This is a genomic window from Martelella sp. FLE1502, assembly GCF_053484255.1.
The window spans coordinates 44,730-64,004 of sequence record NZ_JBAKFQ010000019.1; the positions used below are offsets into that span (position 1 = coordinate 44,730).

Consider the following 19,275-nt stretch of genomic DNA (forward strand, 5'->3'; position numbering starts at 1 on the left):
CTTTTGGGGCATCTCTCCCGCCAGCGGGAGAGAATATGGGGAGCAAGACCGCCTCCGCGTGCCAATAGCCGTGCTCACAGGACGAACGCGGCGTGACGTTATGACTATCACCCCGGCAGCCAGTTGCCGATCCGCTCCACGGCTCCGGCGATCTCGGCCTCGGTGCCCGCGTAGGAAAGCCTCAGATAGCGCCCGCCGTTTTCCGGGTCGAAATCGACGCCGGGCGTGACCGCGACATTGGCCTCGTGCAGGATCTGCCGGGCGAAGGCGAGGCTGTCATTGGTGTAGCGCGAGACGTCGACATAGGCGTAGAACGCCCCGTCCATCGGCGAGGCGACGGGAAGGCCGATCTCCGGCAGCGCGCTGGTCAGGAAATTGCGGTTGTTGCGATAAATCTCGCAATATCCGTCGAGCTGATCGCGCGCTGTAAGCGCCGCCTCCGCGGCGATCTGGGAAAGATCGGGCGCGCAAATATAGATGTTCTGCGTCAACTGCTCGAACACCCGCACCAGCTTTTCCGGCAACACCATCCAGCCGATCCGCCAGCCGGTCATGCAGTAATATTTCGAGAAGGAGTTGATCACCACCGCCTCGTCGGTGAAGGACAGCGCGCTCGCCTCCTCGCCCGAAAACACCAGGCCGTGATAGATCTCGTCGGAGATGAAGGCGGTTCCGCGCGCATGGCACCAATCGGCAAGCCGCTTCAGCGCCGCGCGACCGGTCACCGTGCCTGTGGGATTGGCCGGGCTTGCGAGCAGCACGCCTGCAAGCGAGACGCCGTGCGCCCTCTCCGCTTCCTCCAGAGCTTCCGGCGTCAGCGTGAACTCGTGCTCGGCATTGGCGTCGACCTCGACCACCTTGAGGTCGAGCGCCTTCAGGATGTTGCGGTAGGCGGGATAGCCGGGCCTTGCGATCGCAACCGCGTCGCCGGCATCGAACAGCGCCAGGAATGCGAGATTGAAGCCGGCCGACGACCCGGTGGTGACGGCAATGCGGGCCGGATCGATTTCGACGCCCATGCGGGTGCGGTAATCCTCGGCGATCGCCATGCGCAGGCTTTCGCGGCCAAAGGCGTCGGTATAGCCGAGGCGTCCGTGTTCCAGCGCCGCGCGGGCGGCCGCAAGCGCGGCGTCGGGGGCCGGATGCGAGGGCTGGCCGACGGCCATGGAAATCACCGGCCGGCCAGCCTTCTTCAGCCGGTTCGCCTCGGCCAGAACATCCATGGCCAGGAATGAATCGATGTCGCTGCGCTTCGACGGCATGCCGTTTCCTCTTTCAGATGGTCCGGTTCCGGGATGGACCAATAACCCGGTCCCCGCAATGCCGCAGCGCAAAAAAACGGGATTTTGATCGGCAGGGCGGCAGAATTGAGCCCGCCGCTCTGGACAACGCCGCCATTTGCGCACAATTGGTTTCTAAGAGCGATCCGGGCCTGAAAGCGCGGGGCTGCGCACAACCAATGACTGTTTCGCATATCGGCGAGACGAGGATGCCGGAAGGGGAGAACATGTCTTCAAAGGGACTGACACTGGCGGTGACCGCTATTTTTGCGACGGCAATCGCATCGGCGGCAGCCACCACGGCAGCGATCTACCACTTTGCCCCGAACCAGGACACGGAAACAGCGGCTGCCGCGCCGGCAGGCGATCAGGCCGATTTCGGCCAGCGCGTTCATGATTACCTCATCAGCAACCCGGAAGTGCTGCTCGACGTGCAGGTGGCGCTTCAGCGCAAGCAGGCGGATGAGCAGCAGGCCCAGGCCTCTGAAGTGATCGCCCAGAATCAGGACAAGCTCTACCTACCGGCCTATGACAGCGTGATGGGCAATCCGGACGGCGAGATCACCGTCGTCGAGTTCTTCGACTATAATTGCGGCTATTGCCGCCGCGCGCTTGACGACATGGACGCGATCATCGCCACCAATGACGATGTCCGCTTCGTGCTGAAGGAAATCCCGGTGCTCGGTCCGGAATCCGAAGCCACCCAGCGCATCTCCTACGCCTTCTTCAAGGCCGCGCCCGAGAAGTACGAGGAGTTCCACCGCGCGCTGATGGGGTCCGGCGCGCGCGCGACCGAAGCCACTGCCCGCGCCGTGGCGGCCTCCCTTGGCGTCGACAATCAGGCGATCGACCAGGCCATGCAGGAATACCCGGCGGAAGAGGCTCTTCAGGAGCATTTCGGCCTTGCCGGCGCGCTCGGCGTCTCCGGCACGCCGTCCTACATCGTCGGCGACGTGATGCTGCCCGGCGCGGTCGGCGCCGACCGCCTGCAGGAGACCATCAACAATATCCGCGACTGCGGCAAGGGCGTGTGTTCTTGACTATTTTTGGCTGAACAAGCTTAACCACATCCCGGCAACGGTGTGTCTTGGGGCTTTTCCTGTAAGGCTTGAACGTCTATAGGAGAAGGCGAAACCGGAATTGATGTATGACACGCGCGATCTTCGTCCTCAACGGACCAAATCTCAATCTGCTGGGCCAGCGCGAGCCCGGCATTTACGGCGGTATGTCGCTCGCCGCGATTGAGAATGAATGCCGCAAGCTCGGCGAGGAACTCGGTTTTTCGATAGACTTTCGGCAGTCCAATCATGAGGGCATGCTTGTCGACTGGCTTCACGAAGCCAATGAGAAGGCGGCCGGCGTCGCCATCAATCCCGGTGCCTACGGGCACACATCCATTGCGCTTCACGACGCGATCCGCGCCATTGCCGTGCCGGTCGTGGAGCTCCATATCTCCAACATTCATGCCCGCGAGGCGTTTCGCCACAAGAGCATGATATCGCCTGCGGTGAAGGGGGTTATCTGTGGTCTCGGACAAGATAGCTACCTTCTGGCGATACGCGCTCTCAAAACCCTCGCGGAATAACAAGAACAAAGGAAAACATCCCATGGCAGATCAGAAGAAGGCTGTTGACGCGAAGCTCGTGCGTGAACTGGCGGTCATCCTCAACGATACCGAACTGACGGAAATCGAGGTTGAGCAGGACGGCATGCGCATCCGGGTCGCCCGTGAGATCATGGCCGCTCCGCAGCAGATGATGCACTACGCCCCGGCCCCGGCAGCCGCTGCGCCCGCCCCCGCCGCTGCTGCTGCCGCAGAGCCGGCCGCCGCTGTCGCCGCCCCCAAGCATGATGACGCCGTCAAGGCCCCCATGGTCGGTACGGTCTATCTCGCGCCCGCTCCCGGCGCGCGGCCCTTCATCGAAGTCGGCGCCAACGTCAAGGAAGGCCAGACGCTGCTGATCATCGAAGCCATGAAGACGATGAACCAGATCCCCGCGCCCAAGAGCGGAAAGATCGTGCAGATCCTCGTCGATGACGCCCAGCCGGTCGAGTTCGACGAAGCGCTCGTCGTCATCGAATAACGGGTGGCAGAGCTCATGTTTTCCAAGATCCTGATCGCCAACCGAGGCGAAATCGCGCTTCGCGTTCTGCGCGCCTGCAAGGAGCTCGGCATCGCGACCGTTGCCGTGCACTCCACGGCCGACGCCGACGCCATGCATGTACGGCTTGCCGACGAGAGTGTGTGCATCGGCCCGCCGTCGTCGCGCGAGAGCTATCTCAACATTCACCAGATCGTCGCGGCCTGCGAGATCACCGGCGCGGACGCGGTGCATCCGGGCTACGGCTTCCTGTCCGAGAACGCCAAGTTCGCGGAAATTCTCGAAGCCCACGGCATCACCTTCATCGGCCCCACCAGCGAGCATATCCGCATGATGGGCGACAAGATCACCGCCAAGACCACCGCGGAAGATCTCGGCATTCCGGTCGTTCCGGGCTCCGCCGGTTCCGTCGATACCGATGACGACGCTTTCCGCACGGCGGAAGAGATCGGCTATCCGGTGCTGATCAAGGCGACGGCCGGCGGCGGCGGGCGTGGCATGAAGCTCGCGCGCTCCAAGGACGACCTGATCGAGGCCTACCGCACCGCGCGCGGCGAGGCCGCTGCTGCCTTCGGCAATGATTCCGTCTATATGGAAAAATACCTCGACAAACCGCGCCATATCGAGGTGCAGGTGTTCGGCGATGGCGAGGGCGATGCCGTCCACCTCGGTGAACGCGACTGCTCGCTGCAGCGCCGCCACCAGAAGGTCTGGGAAGAGGCGAATTCGCCGGCGCTCAACGTCGAGCAGCGCATGAAGATCGGTGAGATCTGCGCGGAAGCCATGCGCAAGATGAAATATCGCGGCGCCGGCACGATCGAGTTCCTGTATGAAAACGGCGAGTTCTATTTCATCGAGATGAACACCCGCCTGCAGGTCGAGCATCCGATCACCGAAGCGATCACCGGCATCGACCTCGTGCACGAGCAGATCCGGGTTGCCGCCGGCGCCGGGCTTTCGGTCAGCCAGAAGGACATCACCTTCTCCGGCCACGCGATCGAATGCCGCATCAACGCGGAAAATGCAGCGACCTTCCGGCCGTCGCCGGGCACGATCACGCATTTCCACGCCCCCGGCGGGCTTGGCGTGCGCATCGATTCCGGCGTCTATCAGGGCTACAAGATTCCGCCCTATTACGACAGCCTGATCGGCAAGCTGATCGTTCACGGCCGCACGCGCGTGGAATGCATGATGCGGCTGAAGCGGGCGCTCGACGAGTTCGTCGTCGACGGCATTGACACGACGCTGCCGCTTTTTCAGGATTTGATCGCCAATCAGGATATCGCTAATGGCGATTATGATATCCACTGGCTGGAACACTATCTGGAAAACAAACCGAAGTAGCTCATGGAAAGAGGCAGCGCAAAAGGCAGCGGCATAACCCCGGAACTGCTTTTGAATGCTTACAGCATCGGCCTCTTCCCCATGTCAGAATCGGCCGAGGATACCGAGCTGTTCTGGGTCGAGCCGGAAGTCCGCGGAATTATCCCGCTGGATGGGCTGCATATCTCCCACAGCCTGCGCAAGCAATTGCGCAGGTCCCCTTACGAAATCCGTTTCAACCACGATTTCGACGCCGTGATGGCCGCCTGCGCCATGCCCGCGCCGGATCGCCCGCAGACCTGGATCAATGCGGAAATCCGCTCGCTCTACAACGCGCTGCACCGCATGGGCCACGCCCATTCCGTGGAGGCCTATGAGGATGGCGCGCTTGTCGGCGGGCTTTATGGGGTATCGCTGAGGGCCGCATTTTTCGGCGAGAGCATGTTTTCCCGCCGTCCAAATGCCTCGAAAATCTGCCTCGTGCATCTGGTGGAACGGCTGAGGGCCAACCGGTTCCAGCTTCTCGACACGCAGTTCACCACCGACCACCTGAAGACGATGGGCGCGATCGATATTTCCAAGGATCGGTATATGACGCTCTTGAACGCGGCGCTGGTGTGGCCGGATCAGCCGTTTCCCTGAGCGGAAATCAGGGCGCGGGCACGTCCGCGCTTGCAACGCAATCGGTCAGCCAGACGTCGTAGATCGGGTCTTCCACGGCGTTGAGCGCTGGCGAATCGGCGAACATCCAGCCAGAGAAGATGCGGCTGACATCGTTCTGCAGCGACACCTTGTCGACCTGCACGAAAGCGTCGATGCGCTGCTCCTCTGTATCGTCACGCGAATAGCAGACCCGAGGGGTCACCTGCAGTCGACCGAACTGCACGGTCTCGCCGACATAGGCATCGAATGTGTAGGTACGGCCGGTAATCTTGTCGATGCCGCCAAAGACCGCCACGGGATTTTCAACGCGGGCGGCAAGAGCGGGCGTCGCCGTCGCAAGCGCCGCCGCGACGAGGCCGAATGTCGCGACCGTTTTCCCAAAACCCGTTTGACGCATCATTCATCCTTCTTAGCTGGAAACGGTGCGATTGCCACGCCGGTTTGCTGACAAAGCCCGCCCCACTCTCCTTCGTCACCCTCGGGCCTGTCCCGAGGGTCTAAGCACGTATCAAAACGACAAGCGTTTCGGACCAGACAAACCACTAAATGCACTCGCTCCGGAACGCCAACTCCGCTCGTGTGGAGCAGTGGTTAGATCCTCGGCACAAGGCCGAGGATGACGTCCGTAAAAAGGACAGGTCTGCCAACAGTCTGGCGCAGTGAAAGCCGCGCTTGTCTCATTGTCACGCTGGCGAATGATTCGTTACCGTTCAATTGCGGCAGAAACGCAGTCAACCGCCGGGAGTCCAGGCGTCGTAGTCGCCGGTGACTCGGTCACGCTCGCCCTGAACGGCAAGCGAGCCCTTGGGGCGATAGGCGTAGGCCGTGCCGGTCTGGTTGGGGTTATGCGGCTTTTCCCATTCGCGCGGCTTGTAGCCCTGCTCGGTCGGCGGCGTATCGATGCGGTGGTGCATCCAGCCATGCCAGCCGGGGGGAATGGAGGAGGCGTCGGCATAGCCCTTGTAGATCACCCAGCGGCGCTTCAGACCATAGGTGGACATGCCGCCTTCGTAATAGACGTTGCCGAACTCGTCTTCACCGACCTTCTTGCCGAAGCGGCGCGTGAACACATCCGTGCCGATGGTCGATCCGTTCCACCAGGTGAACATCTTGGTCAGAAAGCCAGCCATTTTCTTTCCTTCGTCCCGGCCCGGAGGCCATTTTCCGTTAGTCCGTGTATGGCGCGTCACGCCGCTCTTGTCCAGAGCGACGAGACGTCTCACGCGCCGTGAAGCTTCATTTTGAAGCCGTGATGCGACTTGCGAAAGCCGAGCCGCTCATAGAAGCGGTGGGCATCTTCCCGCGCCGTGTTGGACATCAGTTGCACCAGACGGCAACCCTCGATCTTCGCCTCGTCGATCGCCGCTTCGATCATCTTCGCCCCGATGCCGCGGCCGCGCCAGTCAGGGTGGGTCTGCACCGCCTCGATCGTCAGCGAGGCCCCGCCCCTTCCCGTCAGCGTGCGGATATAGGTTGTCTGGAAGGTGCCGACGATCATGTCATCAAGCTCCGCCACATAAAGCGTGTTGCTGGCCGATGCCTTGATCGCCTCGAAGGCGTCGCGGTAATCGTCATAGGCCTCGTCAGAGGTGGTGTCGCCATGCCCGCCAAGCGTGTCGGCGGCGAAGATCGAGATCAGCACCGGCAAATCGTCAAGGCGGGCCTCGCGGATGACGAGATTTTCCAGATCAGCCGTCCGTTCAGACATTGGCAAGGTCCTTTTCCATGCGGATGGCCGGAATGCCCGAATTGGGCGCGCCGCATTCATTGTGACGCCCGACCTCGCGCATGCCATGCGCCTCGTAAAAGCGGATCGCCGGCGCGTTCTGCGGCACGACTTCAAGCGCCAGCCGCTTCGCATTCGGAAAGCAGGTCTCGATCTCGGCGAAAAGCTGTTCGCCGATTCCCTGCCGCTGGAAGCCGGGCAGCACGTAAAGCTGGCTGAGATTGACGATCTCGGCATTATCCTTGTCGGGTGCTGCAAAGGCCATGCCGCCGATCATGACGCCGCTGTCGGCCACCAGGAATTCGCCATGGGGCCGGCGCAGCCGACGCAGCATCGCTTCCGGCGACAGCCAGCTATCGATGATCTTCTCGACCTTTTCGGGCCCGAGAATCTCGTCATAGGTGACATGCCAGGTCTCGGCCAGCAGGCTGCACACCGCCGGAATATCCGCCTCCATCGCTGTGCGGACAAAGAACATAGGCTTACTCCGTGACGCCCAGCTTTTCCTTGACCAGCGCCTGCACCGCCTGCGGATTGGCCTTGCCTTGAGAGGCCTTCATCACCTGGCCGACGAACCAGCCGGCAAGCGAGGGCTTGTCCTTGACCTTTTCGGCCTGTTCGGGATTGGCGGCGATGATCTCGTCGACGATCTTCTCGATCGCGCCGGTATCGGTCACCTGCTTCATGCCGCGGTCTTCGACGATCTGTTTCGGGTCGCCGCCTTCGTTCCAGACGATCTCGAACAGGTCCTTGGCGATCTTGCCGGAGATCACGCCTTCCTTCAGCAGGTCGAGAATGGCGCCGAGCTGTTCCGGCGAGACCGGCGTTTCGTCGATGCCCTTGCTTGCCTTGTTGAGCGCGCCGAGCAGATCGTTGATCACCCAGTTGGCGGCAGCCTTCGCATCGCGGCCCTCGGCAAGCTTCTCGTAATAATCGGACACCGCCTTGTCGGAGACCAGCACGGATGCGTCATAGACCGACAGGCCGAGCTTTTCGACGAAACGGGCCTTCTTGTCGTCGGGCAGTTCCGGCAGGTCTTTCGCCAGTTCCGCGATGAAGGCATCGTCGAATTCGAGCGGCAGCAGGTCCGGATCGGGGAAATAGCGGTAGTCATGCGCGTCTTCCTTGGAGCGCATAGACCGGGTTTCGCCCTTGATCGGGTCGAACAGGCGGGTCTCCTGATCGATCGCACCGCCCTCTTCCAGAATATCGATCTGGCGCCGCGCCTCGCTCTCGATCGCCATGCCCACGAAGCGGATCGAGTTGACGTTCTTGATCTCGCAGCGGGTGCCGAATTCACCGCCCGGCTTGCGCACGGAGACGTTGACGTCGGCGCGGAGCGACCCCTCATCCATATTGCCGTCACAGGTGCCGAGATATCGGACGATAGTGCGGAGCTTGGTGACATAGGCCTTGGCCTCGTCGGCAGACCGCAGGTCCGGCTTGGAGACGATCTCCATCAGCGCCACGCCCGAACGGTTCAGATCGACGAAGGAGAAGGAGGGATGCTGGTCATGCATCAGCTTGCCGGCGTCCTGCTCCAGATGCAGCCGCTCGATGCCGATCTCGATATCCTCGAAATTGCCCTGTTTGTCCGGCCCGAGCGAAATCGTGATCGTGCCCTCGCCGACGATCGGGTCCTTGTACTGGGAAATCTGGTAACCCTGCGGCAGGTCCGGATAGAAATAGTTCTTGCGGTCGAAGATCGAGCGCTTGTTGATCTTGGCCTTGAGGCCGAGACCGGTGCGCACGGCCTGCTTCACGCATTCCTCGTTGATGACGGGCAGCATGCCGGGCATGGCCGCATCCACCAGCGAGACATTGGCGTTGGGCGCCTTGCCGAATGTGGTGGACGAGCCGGAGAACAGCTTGGCATTGCTGGTGACCTGCGCATGCACCTCAAGACCGATGATGACTTCCCAATCGCCGGTCGCGCCGGGAATCAGGCGTTTGGGATCGGGCGTGCGGGTATCGACAATGGTCATGGTCAGCTCATCGTTCATTCACGGGATATCGTTGGTGAGGTAGAGCAAAGTGTGGCAAGACGCAAGCGATTGGGTGGGCCGCAGCCCTTCAAAACCTTGACCTTCGGCCGCAGCGCGACTATCTCGTGTCGGTCAACACGGAGTGTTTATGTCTAACCGTCAGGAATCCCGGTAAGGGCCCTGCCCGCTCTGCCCCTTGGGGCATGATGCGCGCAGCGGCCGAAAACGAAGAGCCCCGCAAGGCGAATGCTTTCGGGAACCGTTTTCACGCGTCTTCAGGACGCCCATCCGGAATTGACGACCATGGACATCTCGCGCGATGAACAGCGCATACTTCATCTGCTCGCCCAGGGCGGCAGGATCGAACTCATCAGAACCGAAAAACGGAAGATCGAGCGGATCGACTGCTACACCCGCGAGGGTTGGCGCTATCCCGGCCTCGACCTGACTTTGTTTCGCAAGCTGAAGGCCAAGCGGGCGATCCGTTCGCGCGGCGGCCGCCCCTACCAGATCACCGCACGGGGACTGGAACTGGTGCGAAGCCAGCCGGACAACCGGTAAATAAGGGGGGCGGCGCATATCTGCGCCGCGCCTTTGCACCGTCGGGCAGTGAGCTGCGTCAACCTGCCGCGGTCCCGAAACTATTACACGTCACAAAATTTCTTCAACTTTACCGCTAACTCGGGTATCACAACCTAGAGGAGATACCCGATGAAGCTAAAACCAGTTGCCATTGCCGCGCTCAGTCTCGCGGTGACATTCTCGCCGGTGGTCAACGCTCCGGTGTTTGCCCAAACCCAGGTCGAGGCCAAAAGCCCGCTGACCGAGGAACAGGCAAAGGCGATCGTCTATTCGATCTATGTGATGGCCTATCCGATGGTGCTGATGGATGTCAGCACGGCGATCTCCACCAATGTCGCCGAACCGGGAGGCGTCAGCGCGCCGATCAACCAGTTCGCCAATCTGGCGGCCTTTCCCGACGCCTCCTTCGACACCGTTGTCCGGCCCAATGCCAACACGCTCTATTCCTCGCTCACCTATGATGTTTCGAAGGAACCGCTTATCATTTCGGTTCCGCCGTCGAAGGGGCGGTACTACCTCTTCCAGATGATGGACGAGTGGACCGAGGTCTATGCCGCACCCGGAAGCCGGACCACCGGCGATGACGCCTATACTTTCGCGATCGTCGGCCCCGGCTGGGAGGGTAAACTGCCCGACGGTGTGCGGGCCTATCAAAGCCCCACGGCCAATGGCTGGATGCTCGGACGGATCGAAACCAGGGGCAAGGACGATTACGATGCCGTCCATGCCTTCCAGAAAGACCTGAAGGCCGTGCCCCTCAGCGCCTGGGGAACCGACTATGTTGCGCCGAAGGGCACGGTCAACGCCGCCCAGGACATGACCTCCCCGGTTACCCAGATCGAAAAGCTCGACGGTGTGGCCTTCTTCCAGCGCTTCGCCGAGCTGATGAAGAAAAACCCGCCCCACGCCAACGACGATTCCGCCGTCGACCTGATGCGCCAGATCGGGCTGGTGCCCGGCGAAAGCTACGATCCGTCGAAACAGCCGCAGGCCGTGCAGGACGCGATCGCAGAGGCGCCCGCCAAGGTTCTGCCCTTCATCAAGAACACCTGGGTGAAATCCGGCGAACTCGTCAACGGCTGGCGGATCAATCTGACCGGGATCGGCAGCTACGGCTCCGACTACATGCATCGCGCCGGCGTTGCCTTTGGCGGGCTCGGCGCCAACAAGCCGGTTGACGCCGTCTATCCCAGCGCCTTCGTGGATGCCGATGGCAATCCGTTCGACAGTTCCAACAATTATGTCCTGCATTTCGACAAGGGCGAAACCCCGCCGTCGCGCGCCTTCTGGTCGGTCACGCTTTATAATCAGGATCAGTTCTTCGCCAAGAATGCGATTGACCGTTACACGCTCGGCAGCAACGACCCGCTGAAGAAAAATCCCGACGGCTCGATCGATATCTACATTCAGCGCGAATCGCCCGGCAAGGACAAGGAAGCCAACTGGCTGCCGGCGCCCGAGAGCGGCCACTTCAGCCTGACGATGCGCCTCTACTGGCCGGAACTCGCCGTGCTGAGCGGCGCCTGGAGCCCGCCGGCGGTCGAACTTGCAAATAATTGAGTGCGACGAGAAAGGGCCGCGCTTTTTAAGAAGGCGCGGCCCGACCTTTTCTTCATCCTGGAATGACTCGGGTGGGCGCCGCGGTCAGGCCCCGGCAATCTCCGCCCGCAGCGCCGCGCATTCCTCCGCAAGGCTTGCCGTCGAAACCGGCCTTCCCGCGCGCCGGTACCAATAGCCGGCATTGCGGTCATCGCCTTCGATCCGGTGGCAGAGCGCATGGGCGGCATCGAACAGGCTTTCGCCCTCATGCGCCTGGCAAAGCTCATGGGTCGCCTCCCATGCCGGGCCCATTTTGAAGTGGGCAGCCGCAAGCTGTTCCAGCGCCTGATCGAGCGCGTTCAGCGCGGATGTCTGCATGATCCTCTCCTCGTGATCTCCCGGGTCCGGTTCAGCCGAGCCCCTGTATTTCCTCCGGCGCCGCGAGCCGTTCGAACTGCGGCCGGCAGAGATGATAGCCCTGCACCAGACCGGCGCCCAGTCCCGCAAGGGTATCCAGTTCCGCCGCGGTCTCAACCCCCTCGCAGATCACCTCGACCGACATGTCGTCCGCCAGGGCAAGCATATGGCGAACAATCCTCTGGCGCGAGCGGTTGCTGTCGATGCCGCGCACCAGCGCCATATCCAGCTTCAGGATCGACGGCGTGACGTCGGCGAGGAGCGACAGTCCCGAATGGCCGGCGCCGAAATCATCGATCGCGGTGCGGAAGCCGAGCTCTTCATAAACCGTGAGGATCGCATTGAGCCGATCGGCGTCGATCTGCTCGCCTTCGGTAAACTCGAAAATCAGCCGCTCGGCGGGCACGCCGCAGCGACGGCTGGCGGACAGGGTCAGCCGGATGCAGGCCCGCGGCTCATAGATCGCGCGCGGCATGAAGTTGATCGAGAGCCGCGCCCCTGTTTCCACAAGTCCGAGCCCGCCGGCAAGCTCGACCGCCTTGACACGGCAGCGCTGGTCGAACGCATAGAGGTTGTCCTGCGTCACCTTGCTCAAGACGGAGGCAGCCCCCTCGCCGGCAGTGCCGCGCACCAGCGCCTCATAGGCAAAAATCGAGCCGTCGCGGAGGTCGATGATCGGCTGAAATGCCATGGAGAAATCAAATGCCAGGGCCTCGCCATCTCGGCAGCCGATACATGTTTCAGGCATTCATACTCTCTTCGATTGGCGCGTTCGCAGATACATCCCGTCAATGTAGAGCACTTTCGACACAAAAAAAGCCCGGCTCCCAAAAGGAAGCCGGGCCGTGATTTTCAGAAACTGCCTCTATTCGACCGCGAATTCCAGCGGCTTCGCCTGCTTGATCGCCGGATGGGCGAGCAGCTTGTCGAGGACTTCCTGCTTCGGCTCCTCGTCAACGTAGAGCAGCGCGATCGCGTCGCCGCCCTGGTTGTCGCGGCCGAGCTGGAAGTTGGCGATGTTGACGCCGGCGTCGCCCAGCGTGGAGCCCATGAAGCCGATCATGCCGGGCACGTCGGTGTTGGCGATGTAGATCATGTGGCGACCGACATCGGCATCCATGTTGATGCCCTTGATCTGGATGAAGCGCGGCTTGCCATCGGAAAACACCGTGCCGGCGACCGAGCGGGTCTGCTTCTCGGTGGTGATCGTCAGCTTGATATAACCATCGTAAACGCCTGATTTATCACGCTTTGCTTCCTGCAGGATGATGCCCTTGTCCTTCACCATGATCGGCGCCGACACCATGTTGACATCAGCCACGACCGGGCGCAGCAGGCCGGCCAGCATCGCGCTGGTCAACGCCGTGGTGTTCATGTCGGCGAAGATGCCGTCATAGAGCACCTCGACCTGCTTGATCGGGCTTTCCGTCACCTGACCGGCAAAGCCGCCCAGCACTTCCGCCAGCTTGATCACCGGCTTCAGGCGCGGGGCCTCGTCGGCCGAGATCGAGGGCATGTTGATGGCGTTGCTGACCGCGCCCTTCAGCAGGTAATCCGACATCTGGTCGGCAACCTGAAGCGCCACGTTTTCCTGCGCTTCCGTGGTCGATGCGCCGAGATGCGGGGTGCAGACAACGTTTTCGAGGCCGAAAAGCGGGCTCTCGGTCGCAGGCTCGGTTTCGAACACGTCGAAGCCGGCGCCGGCGACATGGCCGGACTTGATGGCTTCGGCCAGAGCCGCCTCATCCACCAGACCACCGCGGGCGCAGTTGATGATGCGCACGCCCTTCTTGGTTTTGGCCAGCGCCTCGGCGTTCAGGATGCCGCGGGTCTTGTCGGTCATCGGCACGTGAAGCGTGATGAAGTCGGCCTTGGCCAGAAGCTCGTCGAGTTCGACCTTGGTGACGCCCATCTTCTCGGCCCGGTCCTGCGAAAGGAAGGGGTCGTAGGCGATGACGTTCATCTTCAAGCCGAGCGCGCGGTTGCAGACGATCGAGCCGATATTGCCGGCGCCGATGACGCCAAGCGTCTTGCCGGTGATCTCGACGCCCATGAATTTCGACTTCTCCCACTTGCCGGCCTGGGTCGAGGCGTCGGCGGCGGGGATCTGGCGGGCGACCGCCAGCATCAGCGAGATCGCATGTTCGGCCGTCGTGATCGAGTTGCCGAAGGGCGTGTTCATGACGATGATGCCGCGGCGCGAGGCGGCCGGGATATCGACATTGTCGACGCCAATGCCGGCGCGGCCGATGACTTTGAGATTGGTTGCCGCCTCGATCAGCTTCTCGGTCGCCTTGGTGGCCGAGCGGATCGCCAGGCCATCATACTGGCCGATGACTTCGAGCAGCTTTTCCTTGTCCTTGCCGAGCTTCGGCTGGAAATCGACATCAATGCCGCGATCCTTGAAGATCTGGACAGCAGCTTCCGACAGCGCGTCGGATACGAGTACGCGAGGTGCCATGATGGCCTCCTTCAAAAAGAATAATTCTCTGGAATGAACGGCTCGCACGGGCGATCACTGTCGGCGCGAGCCTCGTCAATTCGTCTCGCTCAGGCGGCGAGCTTGGCCTTTTCAGCCCGGAAGGCCCAGTCGAGCCAGCCCATCAGCGCTTCCATGTCGGCGGTCTCGACCGTGGAGCCGGCCCAGATGCGAAGGCCGGACGGCGCATCGCGATAGGCGCCGATATCGTAGGCGACGTCCTCCTTGTCGAGCGCGGACACGATCGCCTTGGCAAAGGCGGCCTGTCCGGCATCATCAAGCGCCAGAACCGCCGGATCGACGATCTTGAGGCAGACGGAGGTGTTGGAGCGGGTCTCGGCCACTTCGGCGAGGTTTTCGATCCAGTCGTTTTTCTCGACGAAATCGAAGATCACCTTGGCATTGGCATCAGCGCGCGCCATCAGACCTTCAAGGCCGCCGACGCTCTTCGCCCATTTCAGCGCATCGAGATAGTCTTCGACGCAGAGCATGGAGGGCGTGTTGATGGTTTCGCCGACGAAGATGCCCTCGATCAGCTTGCCGCCCTTGGTCATGCGGAAGATCTTCGGCAGCGGCCATTCCGGCGTATAGTTTTCCAGCCGCTCGACAGCGCGGGGGCTGAGGATCAATACGCCGTGGCCGCCCTCGCCGCCCAGCACCTTCTGCCAGGAGAAGGTGACGACATCGAGCTTGTTGAAATCGAGGTCCTGCGCGAACACGGCGGAGGTCGCGTCGCAGATCGTCAGGCCCTTGCGGTCATAGGGGATGAAATCGGCGTTCGGAACACGCACGCCCGAGGTCGTGCCGTTCCAGGTGAAGACCACGTCATTGTCGAAATTGACAGTGGAAAGGTCGGGGAGCTGGCCATAAGGCGCTTCGATCTTGCGCGCGTCCTTGAGCTTCAGCTGCTTGATGACATCGGTCACCCAGCCCGAACCGAAACTTTCCCAGGCGAGCATGTCAACGCCGCGTTCGCCGAGCAGCGACCACAGCGCCATCTCGACCGCGCCGGTATCCGAGGCCGGCACGATGCCGATGCGGTAATCGCCGGGAACGCCGAGGATTTCGCGGGTAAGGTCGATCGCTTCCTTGAGCTTCGCCTTTCCGATTTTCGCGCGGTGGGAACGGCCAATCGGCGCATCATTGAGTGCTTCGGGCGTCCAACCGGGACGCTTCGCACAGGGGCCAGAAGAAAAGCGGGGATTGACCGGACGCACGTCCGGCTTGGTCATGTCAGTCATAGTCTACCCTTTCAGATAGTGGCCTCTCGTTGGGGAGAGGTGTCCCGCCGTCGGATATATGGAAGCTTTGGGGTCTTGGCAAGCGAAATAATTGTGACGGCTTAAAAGGGCAAAATCAGCCGCGCGTGGTATTTTGCCGACTGCCAGACGACCGAATACCGCAGTGACGCCTCGGCATCGCAGCCATCAATCTCCCCCTTGAGGGGGAGATGTCGCGAAAGCGACAGAGAGGGGTATAGGGCATAAACCGCAAACGCCGTGTTCTCGGAAAGGGTTCACCCCTCTCTGCCCCTGTCGGGGCATCTCTCCCTCAAGGGGAGAGATTATGGGCTGCGATGCGGTGTGACAGAACCAGCCTCACGCGGCGGTGCGCACGCTCGAAATCACGTCGATCAGGCCCGAGACCACGCTTTCGACCTGTGCCGGGTCGTCGCCCTCGGCCATGACGCGAATCAGCGGTTCGGTGCCCGAGGGGCGGATCACTAGGCGGCCGCGGCCTTTCAGTTCGGCCTCGGCATCGGCGATCGCCTTCTTGACGTTGCCGTCTTCCAGGGGAGCCGCGCCGGCGGTGATGCGGACATTGCGCAGAAGCTGCGGCACGGGATCGAACTTGCGGCAGACCTCGCTGACCGGCTTGCCCGCGCGCTTGACGGCGGCCAGCACCTGCAGCGCCGCCACCAGCCCGTCGCCGGTGGTGCCGAAATCGGACAGCACGATATGGCCGGACTGCTCGCCGCCGACATTGTAGCCGTTCTTGCGCATATGCTCGACGACGTAGCGGTCGCCGACCTTGGTGCGCACCAGGTCGAGATTCATGCCGTTCAGATGGCGCTCAAGGCCGAGATTGGACATCACCGTGGCCACCACGCCGCCGCCCTTCAATTCCTTGTCCTCGACCATGTTGCCGGCGATCACGGCCATCACCTGATCGCCATCGATGATGCTGCCCTGCTCGTCGACGATGATAACGCGGTCAGCATCGCCATCGAGCGCGATTCCGACATCGGCGCGCACCTCATGCACCTTTTCCTGCAGGGTCTTGGGATAGGTGGAGCCGCATTCCTTGTTGATGTTGAGACCATCCGGTTCCGTGCCGATCTCCACCACATCGGCGCCGAGTTCCCAGAGCGCCGTCGGGGCCGCCTTGTAGGCCGCGCCATTGGCGCAATCGATGACGACCCTGAGGCCGTGCAGCGTCACATCGCGCGGCAGGGTGCGCTTGACGAACTCGATATAGCGATAGATATCGCCCTCGACGCGGCTCGCGCGGCCGATCTCGCTCGAACGAGCGAGCTGAGCATGGAAATTGTCGCGGTCGATCAGCGCCTCGATCCGCGCCTCGATCTCGTCGGACATCTTGTAGCCATCGGGTCCGAACAGCTTGATGCCGTTATCGGCGAAGGGGTTGTGCGAGGCCGAAATCATCACGCCGACATCGGCGCGCAGAGAGCGCGTCAGCATGGCGACGGCCGGCGTCGGGATCGGGCCGAGCAGGTAGACATCGAGGCCGGCCGCGGTGAAGCCCGCCACCAGCGCATTTTCCAGCATATAGCCGGAAAGCCGCGTATCCTTGCCGATCACCACGCGATGGGTGTGATCGCCGCGCCGGAAGATCGTGCCGACGGCGATGCCCACGCGCATCGCCAGATCCGGCGTCATTGGAAAAACATTCGACTGTCCGCGAATACCGTCGGTACCGAAATATTTACGTGTCATGGCAATCCTCTTCAGCGCCGCGCGTGCCGCGTCGCTCCAAAACTAAAATACAAACGAGAGTGTCTTCGCAGATTATCGCCCTCAGGGCACTTAAAATAACGTCAACACCTCTAACATGGCGTTACCGAGGCGCGATTGACCAGTTGCCCCGCAAACGCCGTCCCGGCCCGCCCTTGCAAACGCCAACAAAAAAACCGCCGGCTTTGGGGCCGGCGGTTAGATGATCAGTTGGTCTGCGGTTCGAACCCGTCGCCCTTGCCGTCAGCCGGCGCGGGCGCGTCCTTCTTGGGCCCCATGGAGGGCACCGCGGAACCGCGCGAAGGCGGGGTATCGTCGCCGAGATCGCGGGCGGGCTTCTCGCCCTTCAGGATCGCCTTGATCTCGTCGCCGGAGAGCGTCTCGTATTCGAGCAGGCCCTCGGCGAGCTGCACGAAACCCTCGCGATTTTCGGTCAGGATACGGGTCGCCTCGGCATAGGCCTCGTCGATCAGGCGGCGGACTTCGCTGTCGATCTTCTGGGCGGTCGATTCGGACACATTTTTCGACTGCGAGACCGAATGGCCGAGGAAGACCTCCTGCTGGTTCTCGCCATAGGAAACGTGACCGAGTTCGTCCGAGAAGCCCCATTGCGTCACCATCGCGCGGGCAAGCTTGGTGGCCTGCTCGATATCGGAGGATGCACCGGAGGTGATGTTCTCCTTGCCGAAGGTGATTTCCTCGGCAACGCGGCCGCCCATCATGATGGCGAGGCGGGAGATCATCCACTTGTAGCTCATCGAATAGCGGTCGCCCTCGGGCAACTGCATCACCATGCCGAGCGCGCGGCCGCGCGGAATGATCGTCGCCTTGTGGACGGGGTCGGCGACCGGCACCTTGAGCGCCACGATCGCGTGACCGGCTTCGTGATAGGCGGTCAGCTTCTTTTCCGCCTCGGTCATCGCGGTGGAACGCCGCTCGGCGCCCATCATGATCTTGTCCTTGGCGTCCTCGAATTCGGCCATGGTCACCAGACGCTTGTTGCGCCTTGCGGCCATCAGCGCCGCCTCGTTGACGAGGTTCATCAGGTCCGCGCCGGAGAAGCCGGGCGTGCCGCGGGCGACGACCTTGAGGTCGACATTCGGGGCCAGCGGGGTGTTGCGGGCATGCACCTTCAGAATGCGTTCGCGTCCGACAATATCCGGGTTCGGCACCACGACCTGACGGTCGAAACGGCCGGGACGCAGAAGCGCGGGGTCCAGAACGTCGGGGCGGTTGGTGGCGGCGATGAGAATCACGCCCTCATTGGCCTCGAAACCGTCCATCTCGACCAGCAACTGGTTCAGCGTCTGCTCACGCTCGTCATTGCCGCCGCCAAGACCGGCGCCGCGATGACGGCCGACCGCATCGATTTCATCGATGAAGATGATGCAGGGCGCGTTCTTCTTGGCTTGCTCGAACATATCGCGGACACGCGATGCGCCGACGCCGACGAACATTTCCACGAAGTCGGAACCCGAAATAGTAAAGAACGGCACATTGGCCTCACCGGCGACCGAGCGCGCCAGCAGCGTCTTACCGGTACCGGGCGGGCCGACCAGCAGCACGCCGCGCGGAATCCGGCCGCCGAGGCGCTGGAACTTTTGCGGGTCGCGCAGGAATTCGACGATTTCCTCAAGATCCTGCTTGGCTTCGTCCACGCCGGCGACATCGTCAAAGGTAACGCGGCCATTGGCCTCGGTCAGAAGCTTGGCCTTGGACTTGCCGAAACCCATGGCCCCGCGCGAGCCGCCCTGCATCTGGCGCATGAAGAACAGCCAGACGCCGAGGATCAACAGCATCGGCAGAAGCGTGCCGACATAGCTCAGAATGCCGCCGGAGCCGTCATTCACCGGCTTGGCATCCACATTCACATTGGCGTTTTCAAGCTTGGTGAGCAGGGAATCGTCGATAACCGGGGCATAGGTGTGGAATGTCTTGCCGCCGCCGCCGGAGTAAGTGCCGGTGATGGTGTTGCCGGTAATGGTCACATCCTTGACCTTGCCGGAATCGACATCGCTGACGAACTGCGAATAGGCCACCTGCGTCGCGCCATTATGCGACGGCGTCGACTGGAACATGCTGAACAGCGCGACCAGCAGCAACGCGATTATGGCCCACAGCGCAATATTGCGTAAGTTTGGGTTCATCAAAATCCCCGAAATCATATGATCGGCACGTTGGTGCCGCTGAGTTACGCCTAACAT

The 19,275-nt window shown here is 61.9% G+C and carries 19 protein-coding genes; 7 read left to right on the forward strand and 12 right to left on the reverse strand.

Translation table 11 applies throughout. The annotated features are described in order from the left end of the window. Positions 1-107: 107 nt before the first annotated feature. Positions 108-1,262, reverse strand: coding sequence for a pyridoxal phosphate-dependent aminotransferase (locus tag V6767_RS15875; RefSeq protein ID WP_448474374.1), 1,155 nt, complete (start codon positions 1,260-1,262; stop codon positions 108-110). Positions 1,263-1,507: 245 nt separating this feature from the next. On the opposite strand from V6767_RS15875, the gene V6767_RS15880 reads away from it, so the two are divergent. The 5 genes from V6767_RS15880 to aat all read left to right on the forward strand — a co-directional run bounded on the left by V6767_RS15880 (position 1,508) and on the right by aat (position 5,347). Beyond that, positions 1,508-2,320 (forward strand): DsbA family protein, encoded by an 813-nt coding sequence (locus V6767_RS15880; RefSeq protein WP_448474375.1) that lies wholly within the window; start codon positions 1,508-1,510, stop codon positions 2,318-2,320. Positions 2,321-2,427: 107 nt separating this feature from the next. Continuing rightward, on the forward strand, positions 2,428-2,865 hold the full coding sequence (aroQ, locus tag V6767_RS15885; RefSeq protein WP_448474376.1) for a type II 3-dehydroquinate dehydratase: 438 nt from the start codon (positions 2,428-2,430) through the stop codon (positions 2,863-2,865). A gap of 22 nt (positions 2,866-2,887) precedes the next feature. Next, positions 2,888-3,364: an acetyl-CoA carboxylase biotin carboxyl carrier protein gene (gene accB / locus V6767_RS15890; RefSeq protein ID WP_448474377.1), complete on the forward strand. Its 477-nt coding sequence runs from the start codon at positions 2,888-2,890 to the stop codon at positions 3,362-3,364. A 15-nt stretch (positions 3,365-3,379) separates the two neighbouring features. Further along, entirely contained in the window at positions 3,380-4,726 is a 1,347-nt protein-coding gene (gene accC, locus V6767_RS15895) for an acetyl-CoA carboxylase biotin carboxylase subunit (RefSeq protein ID WP_448474378.1), read from the forward strand. Positions 4,727-4,729: 3 nt separating this feature from the next. Continuing rightward, positions 4,730-5,347, forward strand: coding sequence for a leucyl/phenylalanyl-tRNA--protein transferase (gene aat / locus V6767_RS15900; RefSeq protein WP_448469356.1), 618 nt, complete (start codon positions 4,730-4,732; stop codon positions 5,345-5,347). Between the two features lie 7 nt (positions 5,348-5,354). Here aat and V6767_RS15905 read toward each other — a convergent pair whose 3' ends face one another. From V6767_RS15905 to gatB, 5 genes are all read right to left on the reverse strand, one after another. Then, complete coding sequence (locus V6767_RS15905; RefSeq protein ID WP_448474405.1) at positions 5,355-5,765, reverse strand: DUF2155 domain-containing protein; 411 nt, start codon at positions 5,763-5,765, stop codon at positions 5,355-5,357. Between the two features lie 334 nt (positions 5,766-6,099). Then, positions 6,100-6,498 (reverse strand): NADH:ubiquinone oxidoreductase subunit NDUFA12, encoded by a 399-nt coding sequence (locus V6767_RS15910; protein WP_448474379.1) that lies wholly within the window; start codon positions 6,496-6,498, stop codon positions 6,100-6,102. Between the two features lie 89 nt (positions 6,499-6,587). Further along, positions 6,588-7,076, reverse strand: a complete 489-nt coding sequence (locus V6767_RS15915; protein WP_448474380.1) for an N-acetyltransferase family protein — start codon at positions 7,074-7,076, stop codon at positions 6,588-6,590. Next, the gene (locus V6767_RS15920) at positions 7,069-7,572 is read right to left on the reverse strand and encodes an N-acetyltransferase family protein (RefSeq protein ID WP_448474381.1); all 504 of its coding nucleotides are present in this window, start codon (positions 7,570-7,572) and stop codon (positions 7,069-7,071) included. Before V6767_RS15920 ends, V6767_RS15915 begins: the two co-directional genes overlap by 8 nt. A gap of 4 nt (positions 7,573-7,576) precedes the next feature. Then, on the reverse strand, positions 7,577-9,079 hold the full coding sequence (gatB, locus tag V6767_RS15925) for an Asp-tRNA(Asn)/Glu-tRNA(Gln) amidotransferase subunit GatB (RefSeq protein WP_448474406.1): 1,503 nt from the start codon (positions 9,077-9,079) through the stop codon (positions 7,577-7,579). A 303-nt stretch (positions 9,080-9,382) separates the two neighbouring features. On the opposite strand from gatB, the gene V6767_RS15930 reads away from it, so the two are divergent. After that, on the forward strand, positions 9,383-9,640 hold the full coding sequence (locus V6767_RS15930; RefSeq protein ID WP_026173266.1) for a YjhX family toxin: 258 nt from the start codon (positions 9,383-9,385) through the stop codon (positions 9,638-9,640). Between the two features lie 150 nt (positions 9,641-9,790). After that, positions 9,791-11,221: a DUF1254 domain-containing protein gene (locus V6767_RS15935; RefSeq protein ID WP_448474382.1), complete on the forward strand. Its 1,431-nt coding sequence runs from the start codon at positions 9,791-9,793 to the stop codon at positions 11,219-11,221. 84 nt (positions 11,222-11,305) lie between these two features. Here V6767_RS15935 and V6767_RS15940 read toward each other — a convergent pair whose 3' ends face one another. From V6767_RS15940 to ftsH, 6 genes are all read right to left on the reverse strand, one after another. Further along, positions 11,306-11,578 carry a hypothetical protein gene (locus V6767_RS15940; protein WP_448474383.1) on the reverse strand — a complete coding sequence of 91 codons (273 nt, stop codon included), beginning with the start codon at positions 11,576-11,578 and terminating at the stop codon, positions 11,306-11,308. A 31-nt stretch (positions 11,579-11,609) separates the two neighbouring features. Further along, positions 11,610-12,365: an EAL domain-containing protein gene (locus tag V6767_RS15945; protein ID WP_448474384.1), complete on the reverse strand. Its 756-nt coding sequence runs from the start codon at positions 12,363-12,365 to the stop codon at positions 11,610-11,612. Positions 12,366-12,482: 117 nt separating this feature from the next. Then, positions 12,483-14,078 carry a phosphoglycerate dehydrogenase gene (serA, locus tag V6767_RS15950; protein ID WP_448474385.1) on the reverse strand — a complete coding sequence of 532 codons (1,596 nt, stop codon included), beginning with the start codon at positions 14,076-14,078 and terminating at the stop codon, positions 12,483-12,485. An 89-nt stretch (positions 14,079-14,167) separates the two neighbouring features. Then, positions 14,168-15,337: a phosphoserine transaminase gene (locus tag V6767_RS15955; protein ID WP_448474386.1), complete on the reverse strand. Its 1,170-nt coding sequence runs from the start codon at positions 15,335-15,337 to the stop codon at positions 14,168-14,170. 357 nt (positions 15,338-15,694) lie between these two features. Then, on the reverse strand, positions 15,695-17,053 hold the full coding sequence (gene glmM / locus V6767_RS15960; protein ID WP_448474387.1) for a phosphoglucosamine mutase: 1,359 nt from the start codon (positions 17,051-17,053) through the stop codon (positions 15,695-15,697). Positions 17,054-17,277: 224 nt separating this feature from the next. Further along, positions 17,278-19,218 carry an ATP-dependent zinc metalloprotease FtsH gene (gene ftsH, locus V6767_RS15965; protein WP_448428160.1) on the reverse strand — a complete coding sequence of 647 codons (1,941 nt, stop codon included), beginning with the start codon at positions 19,216-19,218 and terminating at the stop codon, positions 17,278-17,280. Positions 19,219-19,275 lie beyond the last annotated feature (57 nt).